Source organism: Photobacterium chitinilyticum (assembly GCF_004104355.1).
GTDB lineage: Bacteria > Pseudomonadota > Gammaproteobacteria > Enterobacterales > Vibrionaceae > Photobacterium > Photobacterium chitinilyticum.
Genome location: NZ_RJLM01000007.1, coordinates 61,749 through 85,408, shown reverse-complemented (window position 1 = coordinate 85,408; position 23,660 = coordinate 61,749). Strand labels below are relative to the sequence as shown.

The 23,660-nt window shown below is 52.5% G+C and carries 24 protein-coding genes; 6 read left to right on the top strand and 18 right to left on the bottom strand.

The window, feature by feature from the left end; genetic code table 11:
• Positions 1-38 precede the first annotated feature (38 nt).
• Entirely contained in the window at positions 39-2,375 is a 2,337-nt protein-coding gene (locus tag EDI28_RS16845; RefSeq protein ID WP_128785056.1) for a Tex family protein, read from the top strand.
• A gap of 93 nt (positions 2,376-2,468) precedes the next feature.
• Here EDI28_RS16845 and EDI28_RS16840 read toward each other — a convergent pair whose 3' ends face one another.
• The 3 genes from EDI28_RS16840 to bioH all read right to left on the bottom strand — a co-directional run bounded on the left by EDI28_RS16840 (position 2,469) and on the right by bioH (position 4,207).
• A complete protein-coding gene (locus EDI28_RS16840) occupies positions 2,469-2,930 on the bottom strand; it encodes an ATP-dependent Lon protease (protein WP_128785055.1) in 462 nt (153 codons plus the stop codon).
• 37 nt (positions 2,931-2,967) lie between these two features.
• Positions 2,968-3,330, bottom strand: coding sequence for a hypothetical protein (locus tag EDI28_RS16835; RefSeq protein ID WP_128785054.1), 363 nt, complete (start codon positions 3,328-3,330; stop codon positions 2,968-2,970).
• A 106-nt stretch (positions 3,331-3,436) separates the two neighbouring features.
• Positions 3,437-4,207, bottom strand: coding sequence for a pimeloyl-ACP methyl ester esterase BioH (gene bioH, locus EDI28_RS16830; protein WP_128785053.1), 771 nt, complete (start codon positions 4,205-4,207; stop codon positions 3,437-3,439).
• Positions 4,208-4,417: 210 nt separating this feature from the next.
• Here bioH and EDI28_RS16825 point away from each other — a divergent pair, with 210 nt between their 5' ends.
• Both EDI28_RS16825 and nfuA read left to right on the top strand, forming a co-directional pair.
• Entirely contained in the window at positions 4,418-4,963 is a 546-nt protein-coding gene (locus tag EDI28_RS16825) for a ComF family protein (protein ID WP_325062646.1), read from the top strand.
• Between the two features lie 123 nt (positions 4,964-5,086).
• Positions 5,087-5,665 carry a Fe-S biogenesis protein NfuA gene (gene nfuA, locus EDI28_RS16820; RefSeq protein ID WP_128785191.1) on the top strand — a complete coding sequence of 193 codons (579 nt, stop codon included), beginning with the start codon at positions 5,087-5,089 and terminating at the stop codon, positions 5,663-5,665.
• A 78-nt stretch (positions 5,666-5,743) separates the two neighbouring features.
• Here the strand turns inward: nfuA and EDI28_RS16815 are convergent, their stop codons facing one another.
• The 5 genes from EDI28_RS16815 to EDI28_RS16795 all read right to left on the bottom strand — a co-directional run bounded on the left by EDI28_RS16815 (position 5,744) and on the right by EDI28_RS16795 (position 9,555).
• Positions 5,744-6,100, bottom strand: a complete 357-nt coding sequence (locus tag EDI28_RS16815) for a 3D domain-containing protein (protein WP_428430279.1) — start codon at positions 6,098-6,100, stop codon at positions 5,744-5,746.
• 248 nt (positions 6,101-6,348) lie between these two features.
• Positions 6,349-7,275: a heme o synthase gene (cyoE, locus tag EDI28_RS16810; protein ID WP_128785050.1), complete on the bottom strand. Its 927-nt coding sequence runs from the start codon at positions 7,273-7,275 to the stop codon at positions 6,349-6,351.
• Positions 7,276-7,279: 4 nt separating this feature from the next.
• Positions 7,280-8,323 carry a COX15/CtaA family protein gene (locus tag EDI28_RS16805; RefSeq protein ID WP_128785049.1) on the bottom strand — a complete coding sequence of 348 codons (1,044 nt, stop codon included), beginning with the start codon at positions 8,321-8,323 and terminating at the stop codon, positions 7,280-7,282.
• 9 nt (positions 8,324-8,332) lie between these two features.
• Complete coding sequence (locus tag EDI28_RS16800) at positions 8,333-8,881, bottom strand: redox-active disulfide-containing membrane protein (protein ID WP_128785048.1); 549 nt, start codon at positions 8,879-8,881, stop codon at positions 8,333-8,335.
• A complete protein-coding gene (locus EDI28_RS16795; RefSeq protein WP_128785047.1) occupies positions 8,878-9,555 on the bottom strand; it encodes an SURF1 family protein in 678 nt (225 codons plus the stop codon). The genes EDI28_RS16800 and EDI28_RS16795 overlap by 4 nt, the downstream gene beginning before the upstream one ends.
• A 27-nt stretch (positions 9,556-9,582) precedes the next feature.
• Between EDI28_RS16795 and EDI28_RS16790 the strand changes: the two genes are divergently transcribed.
• Positions 9,583-9,789, top strand: a complete 207-nt coding sequence (locus EDI28_RS16790) for a DUF2909 domain-containing protein (RefSeq protein ID WP_128785046.1) — start codon at positions 9,583-9,585, stop codon at positions 9,787-9,789.
• Positions 9,790-9,828: 39 nt separating this feature from the next.
• Here EDI28_RS16790 and EDI28_RS16785 read toward each other — a convergent pair whose 3' ends face one another.
• From EDI28_RS16785 to lexA, 6 genes are all read right to left on the bottom strand, one after another.
• Positions 9,829-10,731 (bottom strand): cytochrome c oxidase subunit 3, encoded by a 903-nt coding sequence (locus tag EDI28_RS16785; protein ID WP_128785045.1) that lies wholly within the window; start codon positions 10,729-10,731, stop codon positions 9,829-9,831.
• A gap of 9 nt (positions 10,732-10,740) precedes the next feature.
• Positions 10,741-11,304 carry a cytochrome c oxidase assembly protein gene (locus tag EDI28_RS16780; RefSeq protein WP_128785044.1) on the bottom strand — a complete coding sequence of 188 codons (564 nt, stop codon included), beginning with the start codon at positions 11,302-11,304 and terminating at the stop codon, positions 10,741-10,743.
• Between the two features lie 8 nt (positions 11,305-11,312).
• A complete protein-coding gene (gene ctaD / locus EDI28_RS16775; protein WP_128785043.1) occupies positions 11,313-12,917 on the bottom strand; it encodes a cytochrome c oxidase subunit I in 1,605 nt (534 codons plus the stop codon).
• A 14-nt stretch (positions 12,918-12,931) separates the two neighbouring features.
• The gene (gene coxB, locus EDI28_RS16770) at positions 12,932-14,041 is read right to left on the bottom strand and encodes a cytochrome c oxidase subunit II (RefSeq protein ID WP_128785190.1); all 1,110 of its coding nucleotides are present in this window, start codon (positions 14,039-14,041) and stop codon (positions 12,932-12,934) included.
• A 278-nt stretch (positions 14,042-14,319) separates the two neighbouring features.
• Positions 14,320-15,117: a class I SAM-dependent methyltransferase gene (locus tag EDI28_RS16765; protein ID WP_128785042.1), complete on the bottom strand. Its 798-nt coding sequence runs from the start codon at positions 15,115-15,117 to the stop codon at positions 14,320-14,322.
• Positions 15,118-15,262: 145 nt separating this feature from the next.
• Positions 15,263-15,883, bottom strand: coding sequence for a transcriptional repressor LexA (gene lexA / locus EDI28_RS16760; protein WP_128785041.1), 621 nt, complete (start codon positions 15,881-15,883; stop codon positions 15,263-15,265).
• A gap of 347 nt (positions 15,884-16,230) precedes the next feature.
• On the opposite strand from lexA, the gene plsB reads away from it, so the two are divergent.
• Positions 16,231-18,681 carry a glycerol-3-phosphate 1-O-acyltransferase PlsB gene (gene plsB / locus EDI28_RS16755; RefSeq protein WP_128785040.1) on the top strand — a complete coding sequence of 817 codons (2,451 nt, stop codon included), beginning with the start codon at positions 16,231-16,233 and terminating at the stop codon, positions 18,679-18,681.
• 353 nt (positions 18,682-19,034) lie between these two features.
• Here plsB and ubiA read toward each other — a convergent pair whose 3' ends face one another.
• Together ubiA and EDI28_RS16745 are read right to left on the bottom strand one after the other, a co-directional pair.
• Positions 19,035-19,895 (bottom strand): 4-hydroxybenzoate octaprenyltransferase, encoded by an 861-nt coding sequence (gene ubiA, locus EDI28_RS16750; RefSeq protein WP_128785039.1) that lies wholly within the window; start codon positions 19,893-19,895, stop codon positions 19,035-19,037.
• Positions 19,886-20,434 (bottom strand): chorismate--pyruvate lyase family protein, encoded by a 549-nt coding sequence (locus tag EDI28_RS16745; RefSeq protein ID WP_128785038.1) that lies wholly within the window; start codon positions 20,432-20,434, stop codon positions 19,886-19,888. The genes ubiA and EDI28_RS16745 overlap by 10 nt, the downstream gene beginning before the upstream one ends.
• A 169-nt stretch (positions 20,435-20,603) precedes the next feature.
• Here EDI28_RS16745 and EDI28_RS16740 point away from each other — a divergent pair, with 169 nt between their 5' ends.
• A complete protein-coding gene (locus EDI28_RS16740; protein ID WP_128785037.1) occupies positions 20,604-21,017 on the top strand; it encodes a flagellar basal body-associated protein FliL in 414 nt (137 codons plus the stop codon).
• 93 nt (positions 21,018-21,110) lie between these two features.
• Here EDI28_RS16740 and glpD read toward each other — a convergent pair whose 3' ends face one another.
• Both glpD and EDI28_RS16730 read right to left on the bottom strand, forming a co-directional pair.
• Positions 21,111-22,631, bottom strand: a complete 1,521-nt coding sequence (glpD, locus tag EDI28_RS16735; RefSeq protein ID WP_128785036.1) for a glycerol-3-phosphate dehydrogenase — start codon at positions 22,629-22,631, stop codon at positions 21,111-21,113.
• Positions 22,632-22,867: 236 nt separating this feature from the next.
• Positions 22,868-23,629 (bottom strand): DeoR/GlpR family transcriptional regulator, encoded by a 762-nt coding sequence (locus EDI28_RS16730; protein ID WP_128785189.1) that lies wholly within the window; start codon positions 23,627-23,629, stop codon positions 22,868-22,870.
• Positions 23,630-23,660 lie beyond the last annotated feature (31 nt).

The window sequence follows — 23,660 nt, the reverse complement described above, 5'->3', positions numbered from 1 at the left end:
GAATGAGCGGGTTAACGACAACCAAGAGATACCAACGGATGAGCAACGCTATTAATCAGATGATTGCCAGCGAACTGAATGTTCGCAATGAGCAAATCACAGCCGCAGTCACTCTGTTAGATGACGGTAACACGGTGCCATTTATTGCCCGCTACCGTAAGGAAGTCACAGGGGGACTGGACGATACCCAATTACGTAACCTGGAATCCCGCCTCGGTTACCTGCGCGAACTGGATGATCGCCGTCAGGTCATCCTCAAGTCAATTACCGAGCAAGGCAAGCTGACCCCGGAACTACAGGCTGAAATCTTCGGGGCTGACAGCAAGACCCGCCTTGAAGATCTGTACCTGCCATACAAGCAAAAGCGTCGCACCAAAGGCCAGATCGCGATTGAAGCCGGCCTAGAGCCTCTGGCCGATACATTGTGGCAACAGCCAGCAAATGCTCCTGAAGCAGCCGCAGCCAGCTACATTAATGCGGATAAAGGGATCGCCGATACCAAGGCAGCACTGGACGGTGCCCGTGCCATTTTGATGGAGCGCTTTGCCGAAGATGCTGCGCTGCTCGATAAAATCCGTCGCCAGCTGCAGAACAACGCCGAACTGACATCTCGTCTGGTCGATGGCAAAGAGCAGGAAGGCGCAAAATTCAAAGACTACTTTGAATATAACGAACCGCTGAAAAACATTCCGTCCCACCGTGCCCTCGCACTGTTCCGCGGCCGTAACGAAGGCTTCCTGCAGTTGTCGCTCAATGCCGATCCCCAGCAGGACGAAGGTGTTAGAGGCTCTTACTGCGAGGTCATGATTGCCGATCACTACGGCGTGACACTCGGCAGCCAACCAGCCGATACCTGGCGCAAACAGGTGATCAGCTGGGCATGGCGCATCAAAATTCTGATGCACATGGAAACCGAGCTAATGAGTGCGCTGCGTGAAAAAGCCGAAGAAGGTGCCATGCAAGTGTTTGCCGACAACCTTAGCGATCTGCTAATGGCTGCACCGGCTGGCCCGCGTACGACACTGGCGCTTGATCCCGGTTTACGGACCGGCTGTAAAGTTGCCGTCATCGACACGACTGGCAAGCTGGTCGATATCGCCACCATCTACCCGCACCAACCGCAACGGCAAGTCGCCCAGTCGGAATCCACCATCCTGGCTCTGCTGAAAAAACATCAGGTGGATCTGATTGCAATTGGTAACGGCACTGCTTCACGTGAAACAGATGCCTTTGTTGCCAAGCTACTCAAAGACAACAACCTAAAAATTCAAAGCGTCATGGTGAGCGAAGCGGGTGCATCCGTTTATTCGGCATCAGAACTTGCAGCCAACGAATTTCCTGACTTGGATGTATCCATTCGTGGTGCAGTATCCATCGGGCGTCGCCTGCAGGATCCGCTGGCAGAGCTGGTGAAAATCGATCCGAAGGCTATCGGCGTCGGCCAGTATCAGCATGATGTTAGCCAAAGCATGCTGGCCAAGCGCCTTGATGCGGTGGTGGAAGACTGTGTAAACGGCGTCGGTGTCGATGTAAACACCGCATCTGCGGCCCTGTTGACCCGCGTTGCCGGCCTGACCAAGACTATCGCCCAAAATGTCGTCGATTACCGCGACGAGAATGGCCGCTTCGAAAGCCGTACCACCTTGAAAAAAGTCGCTCGCCTCGGGCCGAAAGCATTCGAACAATGTGCTGGTTTCCTGCGTATTATGAACGGCAAGAACCCGCTCGACAGCTCGGCGGTCCACCCTGAATCGTATGCCGTCGTTAAGGCAATTGCAGCCAGCAATAGCAAGCCGATGGATGCCGTTATTGGTAATACCGACTTCCTGCGCAGCCTAAAAGCCGCTGACTATACCGACGAGAAGTTCGGCCTGCCGACGGTCACCGACATCATCAGCGAGCTGGACAAGCCTGGCCGCGATCCGCGTCCGGAATTCAAGACGGCAACTTTTGCCGAAGGCGTCAACGAGGTCAAAGATCTGATCCCGGGTATGGTGCTTGAAGGGGTGATCACCAATGTCACCAACTTCGGGGCATTTGTCGATGTCGGTGTCCATCAGGACGGTTTAGTGCATATATCGGCCCTTTCCGACAAGTTCGTGTCGGATCCCCGCGAGGTGGTAAAAGCCGGTGATATAGTCAAGGTAAAGGTGATGGAGGTCGATCTGCAGCGCAAGCGGATAGGCATGTCTATGCGCCTAAACGATGAGCCGGGACAAGAAAAACCAGCCCGCAAGCCTCAGGCCCAGCGCCAGCAACCCCAAGAGCAGCGCCAGCCTCGCGGCAATAGCAACCGTGGCAACAGCAGCCAGGGAAATAACGGGGCAATGGGCGGCGCCTTTGCTGCGGCATTTGCCAACGCGAAAAAGAAATAAAAGGTAACGAAAGGCTAGAAACGAGTCTCAAGTTAAAGCAGAAGAGCCAGCATGAGAATGCTGGCTCTTTTTTGTTAATTCTGGAGCCTGCTTTTAAAGCACCACCAAATATTCTGTCGGCGGGTTCGGGATCGTTGCCTGCGCATAACGATGGGCAACAACCCCTTTGGTACGCTCAACTTCGCTGATTTTCTCCAGATCCTCAAGCAACTCTCTCGGCAGCTGAATATGCATGGAATAGCCAAGCTCACTGATATCGGCCATATAGCTATCTGCCGACAACGCCTTGACCAACTGCTCGAAATCTTCCTGATAGCCATACTGTTTTTCAGCCACAGGCATATCATGATAGTCAGGGTGCTCGCTAGGATCCCACGAGGGCTTCTTGAGCTGTTTTTCATCACTACTGAGTGGTTTTTCCCGCGCAGATTCGGCAGTTTGGGTCGGAGGGACAATTTTTTCACGTACACGGTTATCCCGCGCGACCTGTTCGGTAGGCGGGTTCACTGAAGGAGCAACCGTTGGCGCTCCTACCTGTACTGGGGAAACAATCATGCTGACGCACTTCTCCGAGCATCAGCCGATGGATTAATCAGGCAATTGCAAGCAACACCGTTGCTACCGTACCCAGAGCTGACAGCACTTGCCCTGCAGTATAGAAGTCATCGGTATTTTGCTTCACTTCATCGGGGTGATCCATCCCCAATGCGCCATAGGCAAACGACTCGGCGAGTTTAGCCGTTTGCTCATTACCATCAGCCTCAGTTTTCTGTTTGCCCGTGTCTGCCGCCTGCATACGTTTCGCCTCCTCTGAGATCGATACGGTGCTTTCACCGGTTTTCACGGAACGGGTTAGCTCAGCCGTCTGATTCCCTTCATCAGCCTTGGCTGAAGCCGACGCTTTCAACGTCGCTGGCGAATAAGCAGTTGTATTCGCAACACTTCCTACTGTCATTATGGCCTCTCTCCTTTACAGAGCAACTCCATTTCTAAGATATCGGCACCACTTTCGAAAAGTTTAAGAAAATGTTACCAATTCGCCACACATGACCAGTATTCCGTTAAGCCTGCCCGATGAAGGCACGCAATGCCTTCACAAACTCCTCAGGATGCGAGATGAACGGGGCATGCGATGCCGCGGCAAATACTTGCCGCTGAGACTGAGGAGCCAGTTCATCCAGCACGGCTGCAATTTTCACCGGAACCAACCCGTCAAGACGTCCGTACAGGCGCAACCAAGGCTGGGAGATCTGACCTAGCTGATCCCGCAAGTCGACATCAGCCAGCAGTTTCAGTCCAGTCGCCAGTGCTTCTGGGTTCGGCTGAGGACGTGAAAGTACCGCCTGCTTCAGCAGTTTGATATCCTGACGTGCCGTCGGGCTGCCCATCGCCTGCAGCGCCATAAAACGCTCAATGGTCAGCTGAAAATTGTCGCTCAGCTGGTGCTGAAAATCTTCCAGAACCTGGGGCTGAATACCTCGCCATGTGTTTTCTGCTGCAAAACGCGGGGAGCTGGCTACCGTTACCAGAGAAGTCACCCGCTCAGGTGCCTGGAGGGCAGCCTGAGTCGCCACGAGTCCCCCAAGGGACCAGCCCAACCAAATTGCAGACTCTGGCGAATATTCAAGCAATTGGTATGCCATTTCTTCAATATTGGCTGCAAGAAGCTCATGACTGTGACCATAGCCTGGTAAATCAACCAGATGTACACGGAAATACGGCGTTAACAATGGCAGGAGCTGCTGCCAGACCGCCCCATTCATTCCCCAGCCATGAATGAGAACCAGATCCGAACCTTGGCCTTCAGTTTGCCAATGTAGCTTCGCTGTCATTTACAATTCCTTCCAATAACCACAAGAACAGGCTATTACCAGCCCAACAGGATGGCAAAGATGTTATTCCTATTATCGCCAAGATCAATATTTCAATGGACCAACCAGCAATGTCAGCTATGTCACCTGCCGCTGTATCCTCAGGAACAGGTGTGGTGCCGGCACTGTACCGACCATTTCCCCCAGCCGCCCTATTGCTCACGGTGCGGCATGACAACCGTTAAGCCATCCGGAGAATGCGGCAACTGCCTGTCAAAACCGCCTCCCTGGCAGCAGTTCTACCGGCTCGGGGAGTATGACTTCCCCCTGCGCCAGTTGGTTCACCAGCTCAAGTTCAGCGGTAAATTCTGGCTTGCCGAGCCCCTCGGACGCCTTCTCGCCCGGCAAATCGTCCATCCGGCACCTGCCGTCATTCCGGTCCCGCTGCATCCGCTGCGCCGGTTCAGCCGTAGTTTCAACCAAAGTACCTTATTGGCCCGGGCCATTGCCCGAGAAACGGAAAGCCGGTGTCTGCCCAATGCACTTCGACGCACGCGCCACACCCAGACACAACGTCATCTGAGCAAACGCGATCGCAAAAAAAACCTCAATCAAGCCTTTATACTTAAAGCAAAGCGGCTGCCTGAGCATGTCGCCATCGTCGATGATGTCGTCACGACGGGCAGTACCGTGGCAGAGCTAACGCACTTATTGCTGCGAAGTGGAGTCAAACAGGTAGATATCTACTGCATCTGCTTCACGCCGCCGCGGCAATAGCCGCAGAAAATCCCCAGAAATGTGATGAAAGCATAGCCACAACGATTAGGGGGTGATACAAAGTGCGTCTAAGAGTAGAATAGAATTAATCTTACTAAATAAGTCAGGTATTACGTCGTGTCTATGATTACTATTTCTGAAAATGCCCAACAGCATTTTGGCAAACTTCTTGCGCAGCAGCCGGAAGGCACCAACATTCGAGTATTCGTGGTTAACCCTGGTACTCAAAACGCAGAGTGCGGCGTGTCCTACTGCCCGCCGGAAGCGGTTGAAGCAAGCGATACTGAAATTAAACTCGAGCTATTTTCTGCTTTTGTCGATGAGCTTAGCCTACCGTTCCTTGACGATGCAGAGATCGATTTTGTCACTGACAAAATGGGCTCCCAGCTTACCCTGAAGGCACCGAATGCCAAAGTTCGCAAGGTGTCTGACGATGCCTCGCTGATGGAGCGTGTCGACTACGTCATCCAGACTCAGGTTAACCCGCAACTAGCAGGCCACGGCGGTAATGTCTCTCTGGCGGAAATCACCGAAGACGGTGTTGCGATCCTTCAGTTCGGGGGGGGCTGCAATGGCTGTTCAATGGTTGATGTCACCCTGAAAGAAGGGATCGAAAAAGAGCTGCTGGCTCAGTTCACCGGTGAATTGACCGGCGTTCGCGATATCACTGAACACGCCCGTGGCGAGCACTCTTACTACTAAGCGCGAAACCAGCCTCAACGTACAAATAAAAAAGCGAGAGCCAAGGCTCTCGCTTTTTGTATTTTGTCTGGTCGGTAGTTACGAGTCGATTACCGTAATGGTCACTGAGCGACGTCCCCAGTTTCTGGCAGCCTGAATATCTTTGCCCATATAGATATCAATCTTGCGGCTCCAGCGCTTGTTCATCTTATCCAGCACGACGTATTCACCAGGCAAACCAGAGATCTTGACCTTGGTACCGTGGGTGATCCCCATTCTCAGCAGATCACGAGATACCGCAATCACCTTCATACCCGGCTTTAGGCGATCGCCCCAGGCCGCAATAGAGGGATTGCTATTGGTTTGGGCCCGGACCGAGTTATAAGCCGTTGCTGTTACTTTTAACGTTTTTCCCTGCATGCTTGCCAGTGCGGAGGTTCCCCAGCCCAGCGTCATAACAGCCAATATGAAGCCAACTATTGCTTGTTTCATTTACACTACCTGTTCAATAATTGAGCGCATTTTAAACAAATAGCTTACGTCATGTGTAGCCTTTTTTTGTTGCAAAAATAACCAATTCGAGTTGAAAAAACCTAACTAGTTGTTTGTGCTAACAGGTTTCAGAAGCGCCCTGGAAAATATTTTTATCTCTTATTGATAAATAACACGTCAAGATAGTCAAACCCGATATAGCTGCCCCCATATCAGGCTGACCACCAGGCCAGCAGCCAGTGATCAGCCAGCAAGACCACAAACAGCGCCAGCAAATGCCAAATTGAGTACTTGAATGTTGCCCACGCATGGCCGGTGGTATCGGCAAACTTCAGTTTGGCAGCATAGGCAATAAAGCCGAGATTCAGCAAACCGCTCCCTGCCAGATACAGTTCGCCGCTCATTCCGGTAAGCCACGGCAACAGGCCGACCAGCGCCAGCAAAACGGTATAGAGCAGCACCATGGTCTTGGTAAACTCTATCCCGTGGGTCACCGGCAGCATCGGGATGCCGGCTTTGGCATAATCATCCCGGCGGTGGATAGCCAGCGCCCAGAAATGCGGTGGAGTCCAGGTAAAAACCAGCATAACCAGCAGCAAGGCGTGCGGGTCAAACTGACCGGTAACCGCGGTCCACCCCAGTAGCGGCGGAGCCGCTCCGGCCAAGCCCCCGATCACGATATTCTGCGGGGTCGCATGTTTCAGCCATACGGTATAGACCACGGCATAGCCAATCAGGCTGGCGAAGGTCAGCCATGCCGTCAGGGCATTTAGCTGCCATAACAAGACAAACCCAGCCACCATCAGGACAGAGGCAAATATCACCGCTTTGTAGGTTTCGACCCGGCCCTTGGCCAGCGGACGATGATGAGTGCGGGCCATCTGAGCATCAAACCGACGATCCAGCACATGATTAAAGGCAGCCGCTGCAGCCGACTGCAACCCGATACCGGCCAGTCCGAGCACCACCGCCTTCAGCGGCGGAATACCGGAAACGGCCAGACACATACCTACCAGTGCGGTCAGCAACAACATCGCCACCACCTTGGGTTTGGTCATGGTCAGGTAATCCTGCCAAACCCGCTGACGATGACGGACTATTTTGAGACTGGCATTACCTGCCATCTGTAATTTAGCCATAATTTCAACCCTCCCTAGCATGATTCCAATGGCTGCGAAGTGGTGTCCGGTAGCTATATATCTGGTAGTTAGTTGCAACCAGTGTTAGCAGCAACACAGCACCAACCACATTGTGTCCAACCGCTACCATCAGAGGCAGGCTGGCAACAATATTAGTGATCCCCAACGACAACTGAAGCAGCAGTACACTGCTGACCGCCAGTGCAAATCGCCGTAGGGCGGCGATCTGCCACAAGTGCCAGATCAGCACCATCAGCACCAAGGTGGTCATCGCCGCCCCTAGCCGATGGGCAACGTGGATCGATACCCGCTGCGGAAAATTAAGCACGCCATACTGATAACTCTCGCTCTCTGGCTGGAGCGGATTGAATGCCGACAACTCGAAACTCTGCTGCCAGTCGACTTCACAAATAGGCAGCTGGGTACACACTACAGCGGCATAATTCGCCGCCGTCCAGCCGCCGAGCGCTACCTGACCGACAGTCACCACCAAGGCTGCGGCAGCCAATAATGAAGCTCCCGTCAAAGAATGGGCTGAAGATGGCCGATAGATCTGACTGACAATACGAGCCTCTCTGCGGCGTACCCGCAGCGCCAACAGAAGCAGCAAAGCTGCGGTCGTAAATCCTCCCAGCAAGTGGCCCATCACAACCACTGGCATCAAAGACATCGTGACAGTCCACATACCGAGTACGGCCTGGAAGATCACCGTACCAAGCAGCAAGACAGGCAGACCACGCGGGGTATTCCTGCGACGCCAGGCAATCAGATTAATGGCAGCAATAAACACACCCAGCGTACCGGCCAGATAACGGTGAAACATTTCGTTCCAGGCTTTCTCAACGTCGACTGGGCTGTCAGGAAATGCAATCAATGCCTGAGTATGTTGCTCGCTGGTCTGCGGTACGGTGGCAAACCCGTAACATCCAGGCCAGTCCGGGCAGCCAAGTCCGGCTTCTGTCAATCGCGTATAGGCCCCCAGAGCAATGACACAAAGGGATAGCAGAAAGGTCACATAGACAAGATATTTAAAACGAAACAACCGCATAGGCCCTCCTTAGCCAATTTTAGACACTTTCAGCAGCCGCTTCAGATCGCGCAGCAAATCCTTGCCCTGAGCAAGAATAGCTGTTTGCCCTTTGACTAAAGGATAGGCCATCATGACATTACCGAGAGGATCGGCAATGTAGATTGCCCTGGCACCGTACTCCAACGTCCGAAGCTGCTCAACAACATGATCGGAAACCATTATTTGCTCCACCCCCTGTATCTGACTGTCGGGATCTGCCGACAAATGGGGCAAGGCTGCCTCAGCAACCAGCAGTACACTGCTCACCCTATCCTGCTCGGCCCCGACGGCTTGCGGGATCTGCCGAAGGTTGAACAGTGCGCCAACACATAGCTCGTCACATTCATCCGGCATCAGGTAGACCAGCTGCCACCTACCCTTTTGACCAAGCCAGTCAGACGCCAAAGGAGCAGACAGCAACTCGCCGCGGTTTGTCACGCCTCCCTGATACCAGTTCAAATCCAGTACCAACTTGGCCAGTACAACCGGTAGCAAAAATGCACTGAGTAACAACAACAACGTTCCGTGTTTCTTCATATCTTGCTCCGTTTCAACCACCAGCCGGCAAGCCCGGTTATTGCGAGCGCCATCAAAAACCACTGCACGGCATAGGCATAGTGCTTCTGGGGCCCGACCACTACCGGTGTCCATGTCTGTTGCTGGGCTACCGGGTTGTCAGGATCGATCTGTAAAACCCATGGCCTAAGCGGCAATGCCATTTTCTCGCTCAGCTTGTCAATGTGCAGGTTCTGTACTCGCAGCGGCCAATCAGAGCCCAGGGGAACGGAACTCAATTCCAGCAACGATGAAGGGGGAGCGATCACCCCGGATATTCTTAGCTCGCCATGGTGTTCAGGCAATACCGGTATCTGCTCACGGTAATCAGGCGCCGCTATCCAACCAAGATTGACCAGCACCCAACCGTTATCTGCAACAAACGGATACAGCACATGGTATCCCGGCCTTCCACGGTAAAGCTGGTTATCAAGCAGTACAGCCTTGCTATGTTCAAACTCACCGCGCAAGGTCAGGCTGTACCAGCGCGGATCACTGGGCAGACTGGCCAAGCTGTAATACATCTGCTCACTGCGATACTTGAGAGCCGAGCTCAACGTCTCTTTTTCCTGCGCCCGCGACATTTGCCATAAACCAAGCTTGACCAATGTCACCAGTACCGCCACAGTAAAAAGTATGAAACCAATCCTTCGCATGCTCACCTGTGATCTGTTGGAGTACCTATGCTGCTAAAAGCGATTATCGTCTGCCTGCTCGTGTTTATTGTTCTCAACCTGTTTCGTGCCCTGCCGGCAATGCTCAGAGGCCAGAACAACCAGCCCATGAGCCGTTACCTTGGCCGGCGAGTCATGATTTCAGCCATCGTCTTTGCCTTGCTGCTGCTCGCGCTAGCCAGCGGTTATATCACCCCGAATCCAAGGCCGTACTAGAAACCCAAGGCCAACCTTGTCAGCGAAGTACTGCGCACCTCAGAGTATATAGACGAAGACAAACAACCCGAGCCAGACGACATCGACAAAATGCCAGTACCAGGCACCGGCCTGGAAGGCAAAATGCTTCTCGGGCGAAAAGTGCCCTCTTAATATCCGCAGCCATACAATAAACAGGATCACAGTCCCCAGGGTCACATGGAGGCCGTGAAAACCAGTAAGCAAAAAGAAGGTATTGCCGTACACACCCGAGTCCAGTGTCAGCCCCATATCCTGGTAGGCATGGATGTACTCAACCCCCTGGAGGTAGACAAACAGCGAGCCCAGCAATACTGTCAGCAGCAAGAACAACGTCAGCCGAGGCCTGTCACCCCGTTCCAGTGCGGTATGGGCAATATGAACCGTCACCGACGACGTCAGCAGGATCATGGTGTTATACAGCGGCAGCCCCAATGGCCCCATACCCTGAGTTTCGGTTCCGCCCGGCGTCAGCTCCAACGGCCACTGGGCGATAAACTCCGGCCACAGCACCGCATGGGTCATGGCATTATTTCCCGCCCCGCCAAGCCAGGGAACCGCAATCATCCGGGCATAGAACAAGGCGCCGAAAAAGGCGGCAAAGAACATCACTTCCGAGAAAATAAACCAGCTCATGCCCTGCTTGAAAGAGCGATCCATCTGGCTACTGTACAACCCACCCATCGATTCACGGATAACATCCCGGAACCAGCCAACCAGCATCAGCAGCAGCAGGCCGACACCGGACAGCAATATCCACGGTCCCTGACCGTTAAACAAATCACCTACCGTCGCACCAGCGCCAAGAGCAATAAGAAACAGGGCGGCGGCACCGACAATGGGCCAAATACTGGCTTCCGGCACATAGTAGTGCTCATGCGGCGTTTTCATCGATTGATCATGTTCAGTGTATGGATTCGCCATCTTTCAACCTCATTGCGTTTGTGCCGTGGCAGTCGGCTGGGCGTTGTATAAGGTGTATGCCAACGTCAGGGTGTGAATATCCTCCGGCAGCTCCGGATCAACATAGAACACGAGAGGCAGCTGCGCCGACTCCCCCGCCTCGAGCGGCTGACGGTTGAAGCAGAAACATTCAATCTTGTTAAAGTACTGGGCGCCGAGTCCCGGAGTCACCGAGGGTACCGCCTGACCGATGCTCGCATGCCGGGTCAGATTGCGGGCGGCGTAGTTGATAGTCTGGGTCTGGCCGGGATTCACGACGATCCGCCGCACCTCAGGCTCGAAGGTCCATTCCATTCCCGGATTGATATAGGCAACGAACTCCACCGTCACCTGACGCTGGGTATCAATCGTCATACTGCTTGCAGCCGGTGCATCCGCGGTCTTGCCGTTAATGCCGGTAATATCGCAAAACACGTCATACAGTGGCACGAGAGCAAAGGCAAAACCGAACATGGCAATAGCCAGCCCCACCAGCGACCAGACAGAGCGTTGATTGTTCCTTTTTTCCTGCCCCGGGGCAGACGGCTTGCTCATGGTGCCCCCTAGTCAATCTTCGGTGGCGTAGAAAAGGTATGGTGCGGGGCCGGTGACGCTACGGTCCACTCAAGCCCTTCGGCACCGTCCCACGGTTTGGCCGACGCCTTCTCGCCGCCGCGGACACACTTGATAACCACAGCAAGGAAGATCAGCTGCGACAGGCCGAACAGGAACCCACCCACGCTGACCACGGCATTGATATCGGCAAACTGCAACGCATAGTCCGGGATCCGGCGCGGCATCCCGGCCAGACCGAGAAAGTGCATCGGGAAGAACAGAATATTGACCGAGACAATCGAGCACCAGAAGTGCCACTTCGCCAGCCTTTCGTCGAACATGTAGCCGGTCCATTTGGGCAGCCAGTAATAGGCGGCCGCCATGATGGAAAAGATAGCCCCCGAGACCAGTACATAGTGGAAGTGTGCGACGACGAAATACGTATCGTGGTACTGGAAGTCAGCCGGGGTAATCGCCAGCATCAGGCCGGAAAAACCGCCGATGGTAAACAGCACGATAAAGGCTATGGCAAACAGCATCGGTACCTCGAACGTCAGCGAGCCGCGCCACATGGTGGCGACCCAGTTGAAGACCTTGACCCCGGTCGGCACCGAGATCAGCATGGTGCAGTACATGAAGAACAGCTCGGCCGCCACCGGCATGCCGGTGGTAAACATATGGTGCGCCCACACCAAGAAGCTCAGACCCGCAATCGAGGCAGTCGCGTAGACCATCGAGCTGTAGCCAAACAGCTTCTTACGGGAAAACGCAGGAATAATCGCAGAGATAATACCGAAACTCGGCAAAATCATGATATAGACTTCCGGATGACCGAAGAACCAGAAGATATGCTGGAACATCACCGGATCCCCGCCGCCGGCAGCATCAAAGAAGCTGGTACCGAAGTATTTGTCGGTCAGCACCATAGTCACCGCCCCAGCCAGCACCGGCATGACGGCAATCAGCAAAAATGCAGTGATCAGCCAGGTCCAGACAAACAGCGGCATCTTCATGTAGGTCATGCCCGGAGCGCGGAGGTTAATGATGGTCACGATCACATTGATCGCCCCCATGATAGAGCTGATCCCCATAATATGGATCGCAAACACAAACAAGCCGGTGCTTTGTGGGCTGAAGGTCGTCGACAGCGGCGCATAGAAGGTCCAACCGAAGTTTGGTCCCCCCCCTTCCATGAACAGCGAGGCCAGCAGGAGGGAAAAGGCAAATGGCAAAATCCAGAAGCTCCAGTTGTTCATCCGCGGCAGCGCCATGTCCGGTGCCCCGATCATCATCGGGACCATCCAGTTTGCCAGCCCGGTAAAGGCAGGCATAACTGCACCAAAGACCATGATCAGGCCATGAACGGTGGTCATCTGGTTAAAAAAATTCGGTTCCACCAACTGCAGGCCCGGTTGAAACAGCTCGGCCCGGATCACCATGGCCATTGCACCACCCACCAAAAACATCGCGAAGCTAAACATCAGGTACAGCGAGCCGATATCTTTGTGGTTGGTGGTAAACAGCCAGCGCTTAAGTCCACTCTGGTGATGTTCGTGATGGGCCTTAGTATCAGTGTCTTCGACCTCAGTTTGTTCACGCAGCATATCCGTCATTATTTCAACCTCCCTTAAAGCTCTTCACCATTGAGGACAGCCTGCACTTCTGCCGCCTGAACCGTTTCACCCGTACTGTTTCCCCAGGCGTTGCGCTCATAGGTAATCACTGCCGCCAGCTGTTTCAGGCTAAGCTGGGGGCCAAACGCCTGCATGGCGGTCCCGCTGCGTCCATGAACGACGATGCTGATATGTTCGAGCTTCTTCGCCGAATCAATTGATAATCCCTGCCCAGCCAAAGCGGGAAATGCACCGGGCAACCCTTTGCCGTTCACTTGGTGGCACATTGCACAGCGCGTGTTATAGACCTGCTCGCCCAGCTCCATCAGCTCATCCAATGACATCTCCATGGCCAGCAGCCGTTGTTCTTCTTCATAGGCTTGCTGCTGGGCAACCTTGGTGGTTTGGAGCCACTGGTCATACTCAGCCTGAGGCTTGGCAATCACGACAATCGGCATAAAACCGTGGTCTTTGCCGCATAGCTCGGCGCACTGGCCACGATAGATGCCGGGCTTGTCTATCCGGGTCCAGGCCTCATTGATAAAACCTGGATTGGCATCTTTCTTAACGGCAAAATCCGGTACCCACCAGGAGTGGATCACATCCTGCGAGGTGATCAAAAATCGCACTTTCTGCCCGACAGGCAATACCAGAGGCCTATCAACCTCTAGCAAATAGTTTTCCCGCTTGTCGCGCTCATTCGCTATTTGGGCAGAGGTTGTCGCCAGCAGTGAGTAAAATTCAACATCTTCGTCAAAATAGCTGTAATGCCATTTCCACTGCGAGCCGGTAACCTGAATGGTGATGTCAGATTCCGAGGTATCTTCCATTGCCAGCAACGTATTGGTGGCCGGTACCGCCATCACAATAAGAATAACGAAGGGGATGATGGTCCACAGAATCTCGACCTTGGTACTTTCATGGAAGGAGGCCGCGACAGACCCTTTGGATTTGCGGTGATGAATGATCGACCAGAACATGACACCAAATACCACAATACCAATCACAACGCAGATATAGAGAATGGTCATATGGAGATCAAATACACGCTGGCTGACTTCAGTAACACCCTCGGTCATGTTCAAGCGCATTGTTTCCGTTTCGGCGGTCACAGGCAGCGTCATAGCCGCAACCAGTGATCCCCAGATCAATTGGCGATTCTTCACCCGGATCCCTCCTTTCCGTCGTCCTGATTTACTTCAAGAGCAGGTCAGTAAAATGCACTTGTCACTCTTCTCAAGGGCAAATTAGTGCAATGCAAATAACATTTTATTTACATTTAACTTAGGACAGGATTGAAAAAATGAGCAATAAATTGGACAGAAAAAATGAAACGTACAAAGGGGATATCACAACAGAGTAACAGGTTGAGGAGGGGCTAATCGCAGGGCAGCAGGACAAACTACAAGCGGAAATGCACTAAGACGGGTGTCAGGCGATATTTTAAGCTAGGGATTTTTGCAATCCAGCGCTGCCATGAACGCCAGCGGGTACAGTGGTGATCCAATGGGCTATGGCTACTGATCAGCTCAGCCCAGGGCAGCCAGTTCAACACCTGCTGCACGGGATCTTTGTAACCATGACGGTAGTCGCCCGCGCCCATTTTGGTTGCCATTGCCGAGCTACAGCGATCACCGGCAATCGCCAGACACACCTCAATCTGGCTAAAATGGCAGCCCATACGCTGGATGAAATGAACCAGCTCACTACTATTGCATTGCAGCAAGGTCTGATCACACAGCAGCATAACCGGCGCATTATTCATCACCGGTAGCGACTTGAGCCAAGAGAGATCGGTGACTGAACCAGGCCGCATCGTATAGCGCTCGCTACGGTGGAAAAGACGCTCGCGCCACAATAAGTTTTCGTCGGTATCGAGCTCAAACCAACGACAACGCCCGTTATCGAGACGATAGAAGCGGGTATCAAGGCCGGCACCGACATTGATAATCCAGCCGTTGGGATGACGACGCAAAAACTGCTGAACCTGGCGGTCACATTGCAGGGTCAAAGTCGCATGGAGCAGCTGACGTTCAGTCACATTGCCCGATAAGCAATCCGGCTTGAGATAGCACTGGCTGCACGCAGCTGCAGCGACAGGATCATAGATCAGGCCGTCATCCTCTAGGCTCTCGCGACTACGCAGCCATAAAGGTTGAAGCAAGGCGGTAGGTATGTGGTAACGGGAAGAGTTGGTCATTATCACCTCCATCTGATCATGAGAGGATGATAATGACTATCATTAACTTTTGCAAAACATTCTACACAAATAATGGACAGTTCTTCATCTTGAGCTGCAAAAGTCTGTATTATGCTGCCGACCAAGTCGGCTGCCGAATAAAAAGCTACATCCAGTCAGCGTTGCGGATCACACCGACGGCAATACCTTCAATCGACAACTGCTGATGGTTCAAATCAACCACAATCGGCGCAAACTCTTCGTTTTCCGCGTGCAGCAGCACCTGGGAACCTTTCTTCTCGAGACGTTTTACAGTGACATCATCCTCAACACGGGCAACGACCACCTGACCATTGTGAACGTCCTGAGTCTTATGCACAGCCAATAAATCGCCATCCATAATACCGATATCTTTCATGCTCATGCCATTGACCCGCAACAGGAAATCAGCACGGGGCTTAAACAGCGCCGGGTCGACTTCATAATGCGTCTCGACATGCTCCTGAGCCAGTATCGGCTCACCGGCAGCCACCTGGCCAATCAGCGGCAGGCCTTGCTCTCGGGCATCATCATTATTGACAAGCAGACGGATCCCACGGGATGCACCCGGAATGATCTCAATCACTTCTTTGCGTGCCAATGCTTTAAGGTGCTCTTCGGCAGCATTGGCAGAGCGGAAACCGAGTTCACGGGCTATTTCAGCACGTGTTGGCGGCATTCCAGAATCTTCAATTTTTGCTTTGATCAAATCAAAGACTTCTTGTTGGCGCGGCGTTAACGGCTTCATGACTCACCCTGTCTTTTTATACAGTTCACTGTGAGTATATCCAGTGTTAACAAGGTTGAAAAGACAATTGTTTACGAAAAGAGCAATTTTCCTCTAATCCGTTTCTCATCCAGCCAGCAGCGAATCATTGCGCTTGGTGGGATCCGGATACCAGACGTACTGATCATCAGCATCGTTTTCAGTCAAAAATCAATACGTCGTGAATATGCACAACAAGACCAACTGGTTAGCACTAAATATCATTTACAATAAGATTTAACCGAAAGTATGTGGTATATCGCTGCAAAACGACACGCGTTTTCTGCTATCCTTGCCTCGCATTAAGAATTCGAGGCTAGTAAAAAGATATGTCAAGTTGGCAGAAAATCTATCGAAAATTATTGAATTTGCCGCTTTCTCTGCTGGTTAAAACCCATTCAATACCTTCTGATCCGGTCGCTGATCTGGAACTCGATCTAGAACGACCGATTATCTATATTCTACCGTTTCGCTCTAACACCGATTTGATGACATTGCGCAGCAGTACCCAAGAGCTGGGGCTGCCTGATCCGCTGTCACCCCTGGAAATTGATGGCAAGCCGTACATACGCTATGTCTATATCTCCGACGGTCCGAGTGTGTTCGGTTCAGATGGCGAGCTCCCGCAAGAGTCCATTGATCTGTTCACCGCACTGCTCGAGCAACATAAGCAGGATGCCGAGCTCGATCTTCAGGTCGTTCCCGCGGCGATTCTCTGGGGTAGAAAACCGGGCAAGGAAGAGAACCACAAACCGGTACTGCGTCCCCTCAATGGTCCGGAAAAATTCTGCACCATTTTAGGCCGCGGACGAGACTGTATGGTACGCCTGAGTACCCCGGTATCCCTGCGCTATATGGCAGACAATCACGGTACCGATGACTCTATCGCCCACAAGCTGGCACGCGTGGCCAAAATCCACTTCTCACGCCAGCAACTTGCCGCTTCCGGGCCGAAGCTGCCGGATCGCCAGGCACTATTCAAACGCCTGTTAGCCTCCAAAGCCATTGAAAAAGTCGTGGCCGAAGAAGCCCAGAGCCGAGATGTACCTGTCGAGAAGGTCCGCAAAGAAGCTATTGATATGATGGAAGAGATCGCGGCTGATTTTTCATACTCGCTGATCAAACGCGGCGAACGCTTCCTCGGCTGGCTCTGGAACAAGCTATACCAGGGGCTGAACATTCACAATGCTCAGCGGGTAAGGAAGCTGGCTCAGGACGGTCACGAGATTGTCTATGTCCCCTGCCACCGTAGCCACATGGACTACCTGCTACTGTCCTACGTACTATATCGAGAAGGCCTGGTACCTCCGCATATTGCCGCCGGTATCAACCTGAACTTCTTCCCGGCCGGTCCTATTTTCCGTAGGGGAGGCGCCTTCTTTATTCGCCGCAGCTTCAAGGGCAACCGCCTGTACTCAACCGTTTTCCGCGAGTACCTGGCAGAGCTGTTTGCCAAGGGCTACTCCGTTGAGTACTTCAGCGAAGGCGGCCGATCTCGTACCGGCCGTTTGCTTCAGGCCAAAACCGGTATGCTATCGATGACCATTCAGGCGATGCTGCGTGGTCTGAACCGCCCGGTCACCCTGGTACCGGTCTATATCGGCTACGAGCACGTAATGGAAGTGGCAACCTATGCCAAGGAGCTACGCGGCAAGCGCAAGGAAAAGGAGAATGTCGGACAGGTACTCCGTACCCTGCGCAAGCTTCGCAACCTCGGCCAGGGCTATGTCAACTTTGGCGAGCCGATTTCACTGAACCATTACCTCAATGACAATGTCCCTGAGTGGCACCAGGACATTGATCCAATTGAGCCGCAGCGTCCGCAGTGGCTAAACCCGGCAGTCAATGATTTGGCGAATAAGATGATGACCCACATCAACGATGCCGCGGCGACCAATGCCCTGACCCTCTGCGCGCTAGCGCTGTTGGCTGCCCGCCAACGTGCACTGAGCCGCGAAGAGCTCGAGCAGCAAATCGACTGCTACCTGCAGTTACTGCGCAATGTACCGTATTCCGACCAGTGCACCATGCCTGATTCTGATGCGGCGACCCTGGTTGGGCATGCAATGGAAATGGATAAGTTTATTGTCGAGCGCGATAGCCTTGGCGACATCATTTCCCTTGACCGCCAGCAGTCAATTTTGATGACTTACTATCGTAACAATATTATTCATCTGTTTGCGCTGCCGTCGCTGATCGCCCACATCGTGGTCCAGCACCAGCGTCTGAGTGTGGAGGCTATCCACCAGCAGGTCGAGCTGTTGTACCCGTTCCTCAAAGCTGAGCTATTCCTGCGCCACGAGAAAGAATCGCTAGGCGAAGTTATCGACAGCCAGATAGCGGAACTGGTTCGCCAACGCCTGGTACTCAGTGATGGTAAGTATATTGCACTGAACAATGCTCGCATTGGCCCGCTACAGCTACTGGCGCGTACTATTTCGGAAACGCTTCAGCGCTACGCTATCACCCTGACGCTACTTCGTTCCGAGCCACAACTGATGAAGAGTGATCTTGAGCAGCAAAGCCAGATGATGGCCCAGCGCCTGAGTCGTCTGCACGGCATCAATGCGCCGGAGTTCTTTGACAAGGGGGTATTTGCGACACTGGTCAAAACCCTGCGCAGCGAGGGCTACCTTAACGACGAGTGCCATGCGGTATCCCGGCCGGTTGAGACTCTGGCTGATCTGCTTGCGGCACTGGTCTCCCCAGAAGTGAAGCTGACCATTCAGGCCGTAATGAACCGAGAGGACAAGGTCGAGGAGGTTGACCCAAGCGCCTAGCCTTTCAGGTAATACGCCCTTCAGATACAGCGCAATAAACTCAAAGCTGGCCTCATTGGCCAGCTTTTTTATATCTGTTCCCTATCGTGCAACCGGTACAGCTTTTGGGCTGTGGTAGATCAATAGCTCCCAAAGCTGCACACTCTCGAGTATTAATCATAACCACCTGTTAATTAATACAAAAAAAGCCAACCAACAAAATTATCATGACAGCTTCAACAGCTTGTACAGCTTTTGGGTCGCTTGAGGTCAAAAACTCCCTCAACAGTCCAAGACCTTGATAAATCCTTATTCGGAGCCGAAATTCAGGTATAAAAAAAGCGCCTGACGGCGCTTTTCATCGAATAATTGTATCAGCCGAGACCAACGCCGGCAGCAATACCGATACACACCAGCATGCCGACATAATTATTATTGAGAAACGCTTTGAAGCACGGCTCTCGCTCTCGCTCACGGATCAGCATCTGTTGATAGACAAACAAGGCGGCGGCTAATAGCAAAAACCAAAAATACAGCTGATGCAACGCCAGCATGGCACCAATAGCAATGAGTACAACCAGCGTACCAAGCTGCAGTAACCCGACAGCTATCTTATCCGATCGGCCAAACAAAATAGCCGTCGACTTGATCCCAACCTTCAGATCGTCGTCACGATCAACCATTGCATACTGGGTATCGTAGGCAATGGTCCACAAAATATTGGCAGTAAACAGCAACCATGCGGCTGCGGGCAGCTCTCCGGCCTGCGCGGCATAAGCCATCGGAATTGACCAGCCAAATGCCATGCCCAATATCAGCTGAGGCAAATGGGTAAAGCGCTTCATAAACGGATAGGCAGCAGCGAGCAACAAGCCAACCACCGACAACATGATAGTCAACCGGTTCATCGTCAGCACAAGCAAAAACGAGATCAGAACCAACAGTCCAAACAAGCCTAGCGCCTCTCGCTCCGATATTTTTCCGGACGGCATCGGACGCTGGGCCGTGCGCTTAACGTGACCATCAAAATTGCGGTCCGCAAAATCATTAATCACACAGCCCGCTGCACGCATAAAGATCACCCCGAGTACGAAGACAACCAATACCTGCGGGTTGGGAAACCCGTCGGCAGCAAGAAACAATGCCCATAGCGTAGGCCAAAGCAGTAACAGGCTACCGATTGGGCGATCAAATCGTGCTAGCTGCCAGTATGCCTTTGCTTTGCTCAATTCCAACTCTGACTCTCCTTCGCATATACCGGAGCATCTTCTAGAAACAGCTCAGCAACCAGTAGCGGTTTTTCATTAATCCATAACCTTGAGCGCCGGGCCCACAACGGCTCAGGGTAGGTACCGACGTTAGCGACAACCAATGCATCGCGCCGGGCACTGCGATCGGTGAACACCCGAAGCCCCAACGGCATCTCGCCGAGTTGCTCCAGATCACTTTCCTGACCGGTAAGCGTCGATAACGGGATAAGCGTACGGGCAAATACCCAAGGGATCCCGTCTCCCATCAGGACGACTTTTCGCAACAGACAATCAACATCACCAATTAATGCCCGTTCATCATCCGATAGCTGTGACTTTCCAAGTTTTGACTGTTCAATCAGAGACACCGTGAAATGGTCACAATGGCGCTGAAAGCGCCGCGACAATGAATCCGGTTCAAGCAACCAATGCCCAAATCCGGTCCCTTCTACGGCTGTCTCTTCCGGTGCCTGCCACTGGGCACGATCCAGCAAGGGCTTGTACAACTGCTTGAATTTCGACATTTTTCCAATATAAACCCCACCAAGCGGTCATCTAATGCTTGGTAGAATCCGGTTAATTTATTACCATAAGGAAACACTATTGTAGCAAGCTGTAACGGGTACGAATATCGTTACGATCGAAAGAACGCAATTCATTGCCTGAAAAGGCTGTAAATCCATGAGTGTAATAATGAAACCGACAATCTTAGGCTTCACCCTATTTTTTGCAGCCCTGCTGACACCATTTTATGCCTCGGCAGACGAGGCAGCTACGGCTACACCACAATACACTTACTTCACCCTTGAGCCTGACATCACCACCAACTATGTCACCCAAGGGAAAAAAATCGGTTATCTGCGACTGCAAGTTGATTTGATGGTATCCGACCCAGATTTAATCAAGCAGCTAGAACACCATGCGCCGCTGATCCGCGATGCGATTATCTACATCATCGGCCAGCAACCGGAAGCAAGGATCAAGTCTCTTGCCGGACGGGAAGAGATCCGACTGGCCTGCCTGAACAAGGTCAATGAGCTGCTGATCATGGAAACGAAACAAAGAATTCTCACCGAGCTGCTATTTACCAAATACCTATATCAGTGATCGCAGAAGCGGATACCGCCGTTCGCTAATAACAACAAGCCCAACTAAAAAAGGCGCCCAATGAGCGCCTTTTTCCAAGTTACTAGTTATTTCTTATGCTGCTGCAACCGCGTGCGATCGACGTTTTGCCAAAATATAGTCTGCAACTGCCTGCTGCTGTTCAGCGCTCAGGTACAAGCCGAGCTTGCTTCGACGCCATAGGGCATCTTCGGCAACCTGCACGAATTCATGCTCCATCAGATAATCCAGCTCGCGGGCATAGAGTCCTTCACCGAAGAGCTGACCCATATCAGCTTCCGCACTCACACCTTCAAGTACCTTGAGAGCATAACTACCGTAGTTGGTGGCCAGTCGCTCGACGGTGAAACGCGACAGCCACGGACACTGCTGTTGCAGGCAAGTGGCCAATTGCGGGCCATCAAAATCAGCTTCCCCACCCGGCAGGTAGGATTCCGCCGTCCAGCTCTGCCCCATACGCGGGAAGAAAGGAGCCAGCTTGGTCATCGCAGCTTCTGCCAGCTTACGGTAAGTTGTCAGCTTGCCACCGAAAATTGACAATAGCGGCGGGTGATTACCTTCCTGTTCCAGCTCCAGCGTATAGTCACGGGTGATCGCCTGCGGCGAATCAGACTCATCATCACATAGCGGCCTGACACCGCTATAGGTCCAGACTACATCCCCACGTTGCAACTTCTCGACAAAATGGTTGTTGTAGACATTCAGCAAATAGTTAATTTCATTCTCGTCGATGGCAACCTCGCGCGGATCTCCCTGATACTCGACATCTGTAGTACCAATAATCGAGAAACGATCCAGGTACGGGATAACAAATACAATTCGGTTGTCTTCGTTTTGCAAAATATACGCCTGAGGCTGATCATGCACACGGGGAACAACTATGTGTGATCCTTTGATAAGCCTAATATTACGCGGAGATGGTGCCTCCAGGCTCTGATCGTAAAATGCCTTGACCCAGGGGCCTGCCGCATTAACCAGGGCATGGGACCTACGCTCGAACGTATCGCCGCTCACCATATCCCGAATAGTAACTACCCAGAGATCACCCTGCTGCTCAGCTTTTTCCACTTTGCAACGATTGCGGACTTCACCGCCACGGGCGGCCACTTCCATTGCGTTTAGCACCACGAGGCGAGCATCATCAACCCAGCAGTCAGAATATTCGAATCCCTTGGTAATTTCTGGAATCAGTACTGATTCCCGGCCGAACTTCAGCCCCTGGCTAGCAGGCAAAGTCGTCCGCTTACCCAAATGGTCATAAAGAAAAAGGCCTGCACGGATCATCCAGGCAGGACGAAGATGAGGGCGGTGCGGCAAACGAAAACGCATCGGACGGGCAATATGGGGAATTTTTCGCAACAGCACTTCACGCTCGGCCAATGCCTCACCGACCAGGCGAAATTCATAATGCTCGAGATAACGCAATCCGCCATGGATCAGCTTAGAGCTTGCCGATGAGGTTGCGGAGGCAAAATCACTGGCCTCAAACAGCCCGACCCGCAAGCCACGTCCTGCAGCATCAGCGGCAATACCTGCGCCGTTAATCCCGCCACCGACGACAATCAGATCCAATACATCAGTTGTTGCTACCCTCATACCACCACCTCAATCGAAACCAATAAAGTTCACAAACGCTCAAAATGTTCGTTATCGAGCATAATAGACGAGTTTTTAATTAAGATCATCTTTTATATTTTCGACTTGTTACATGATTCCGGGGGCGTTAACAGGATTGATACAAAAAACGGGCTGCCATTTCTGGCAGCCCGCAACTATGTAGTATGTGTGGTGATATTGTCAGTGGCTCAGCCGCTAACTCAGCCAATACAGACCTAACGAATAATTTCGGTATGAATTTCGTGTTCAGCCAAACGCTTTGCCAGCTCTTCTGGCGGGTTCTGATCCGTAAACAACATATCAATCTGGCTGATATCCCCCAGGTTGACCATCGCATTACGGCCGAATTTGGTATGATCGACACCCAGCATTACGCAGCGGCTGTTTTCGATAATCGCTTGCTTCACTCGCACTTCGTGATAATCGAAATCCAGCAACGAACCATCGAGATCAATCCCGCTGATCCCCATAATGCCGAAATCCAACCGAAACTGAGAGATAAAGTCGAGCGTCGCCTCGCCAACAATACCGCCATCCCGGTTACGTACTTCCCCCCCAGCCAAAATGACGCGGAAGTCGTCTTTGCCGGTCAGGATACTGGCAACATTCAGGTTGTTAGTTACAACACGCAAGTCGTTATGCTCAAGCAATGCACGGGCAACAGCTTCGGGAGTCGTACCAATATCGATAAATAGCGTGGCGCCATCCGGAATATGCTGCACCATGGCCTGGGCAATACAGTCCTTTTCGGCCAGCTGCATCACTTTACGGGTGCTATATGAAGTGTTGACCGAGCTTGATGGAATTGTGGCGCCTCCATGATGGCGGCGAATTTTATTATCGGCAGCCAACTCATTGAGATCGCGGCGAATAGTTTGCGGGCTGACATTAAAACGCTCAACCAGATCGTCAGTGCCGACGTAGCCCTGGTTTTTAACGAGATCGATGATTTCCTGGTGACGTTTGCTTTGCTTCACGACTAACGCTGCTCCTAGTTGCAACAAGGCT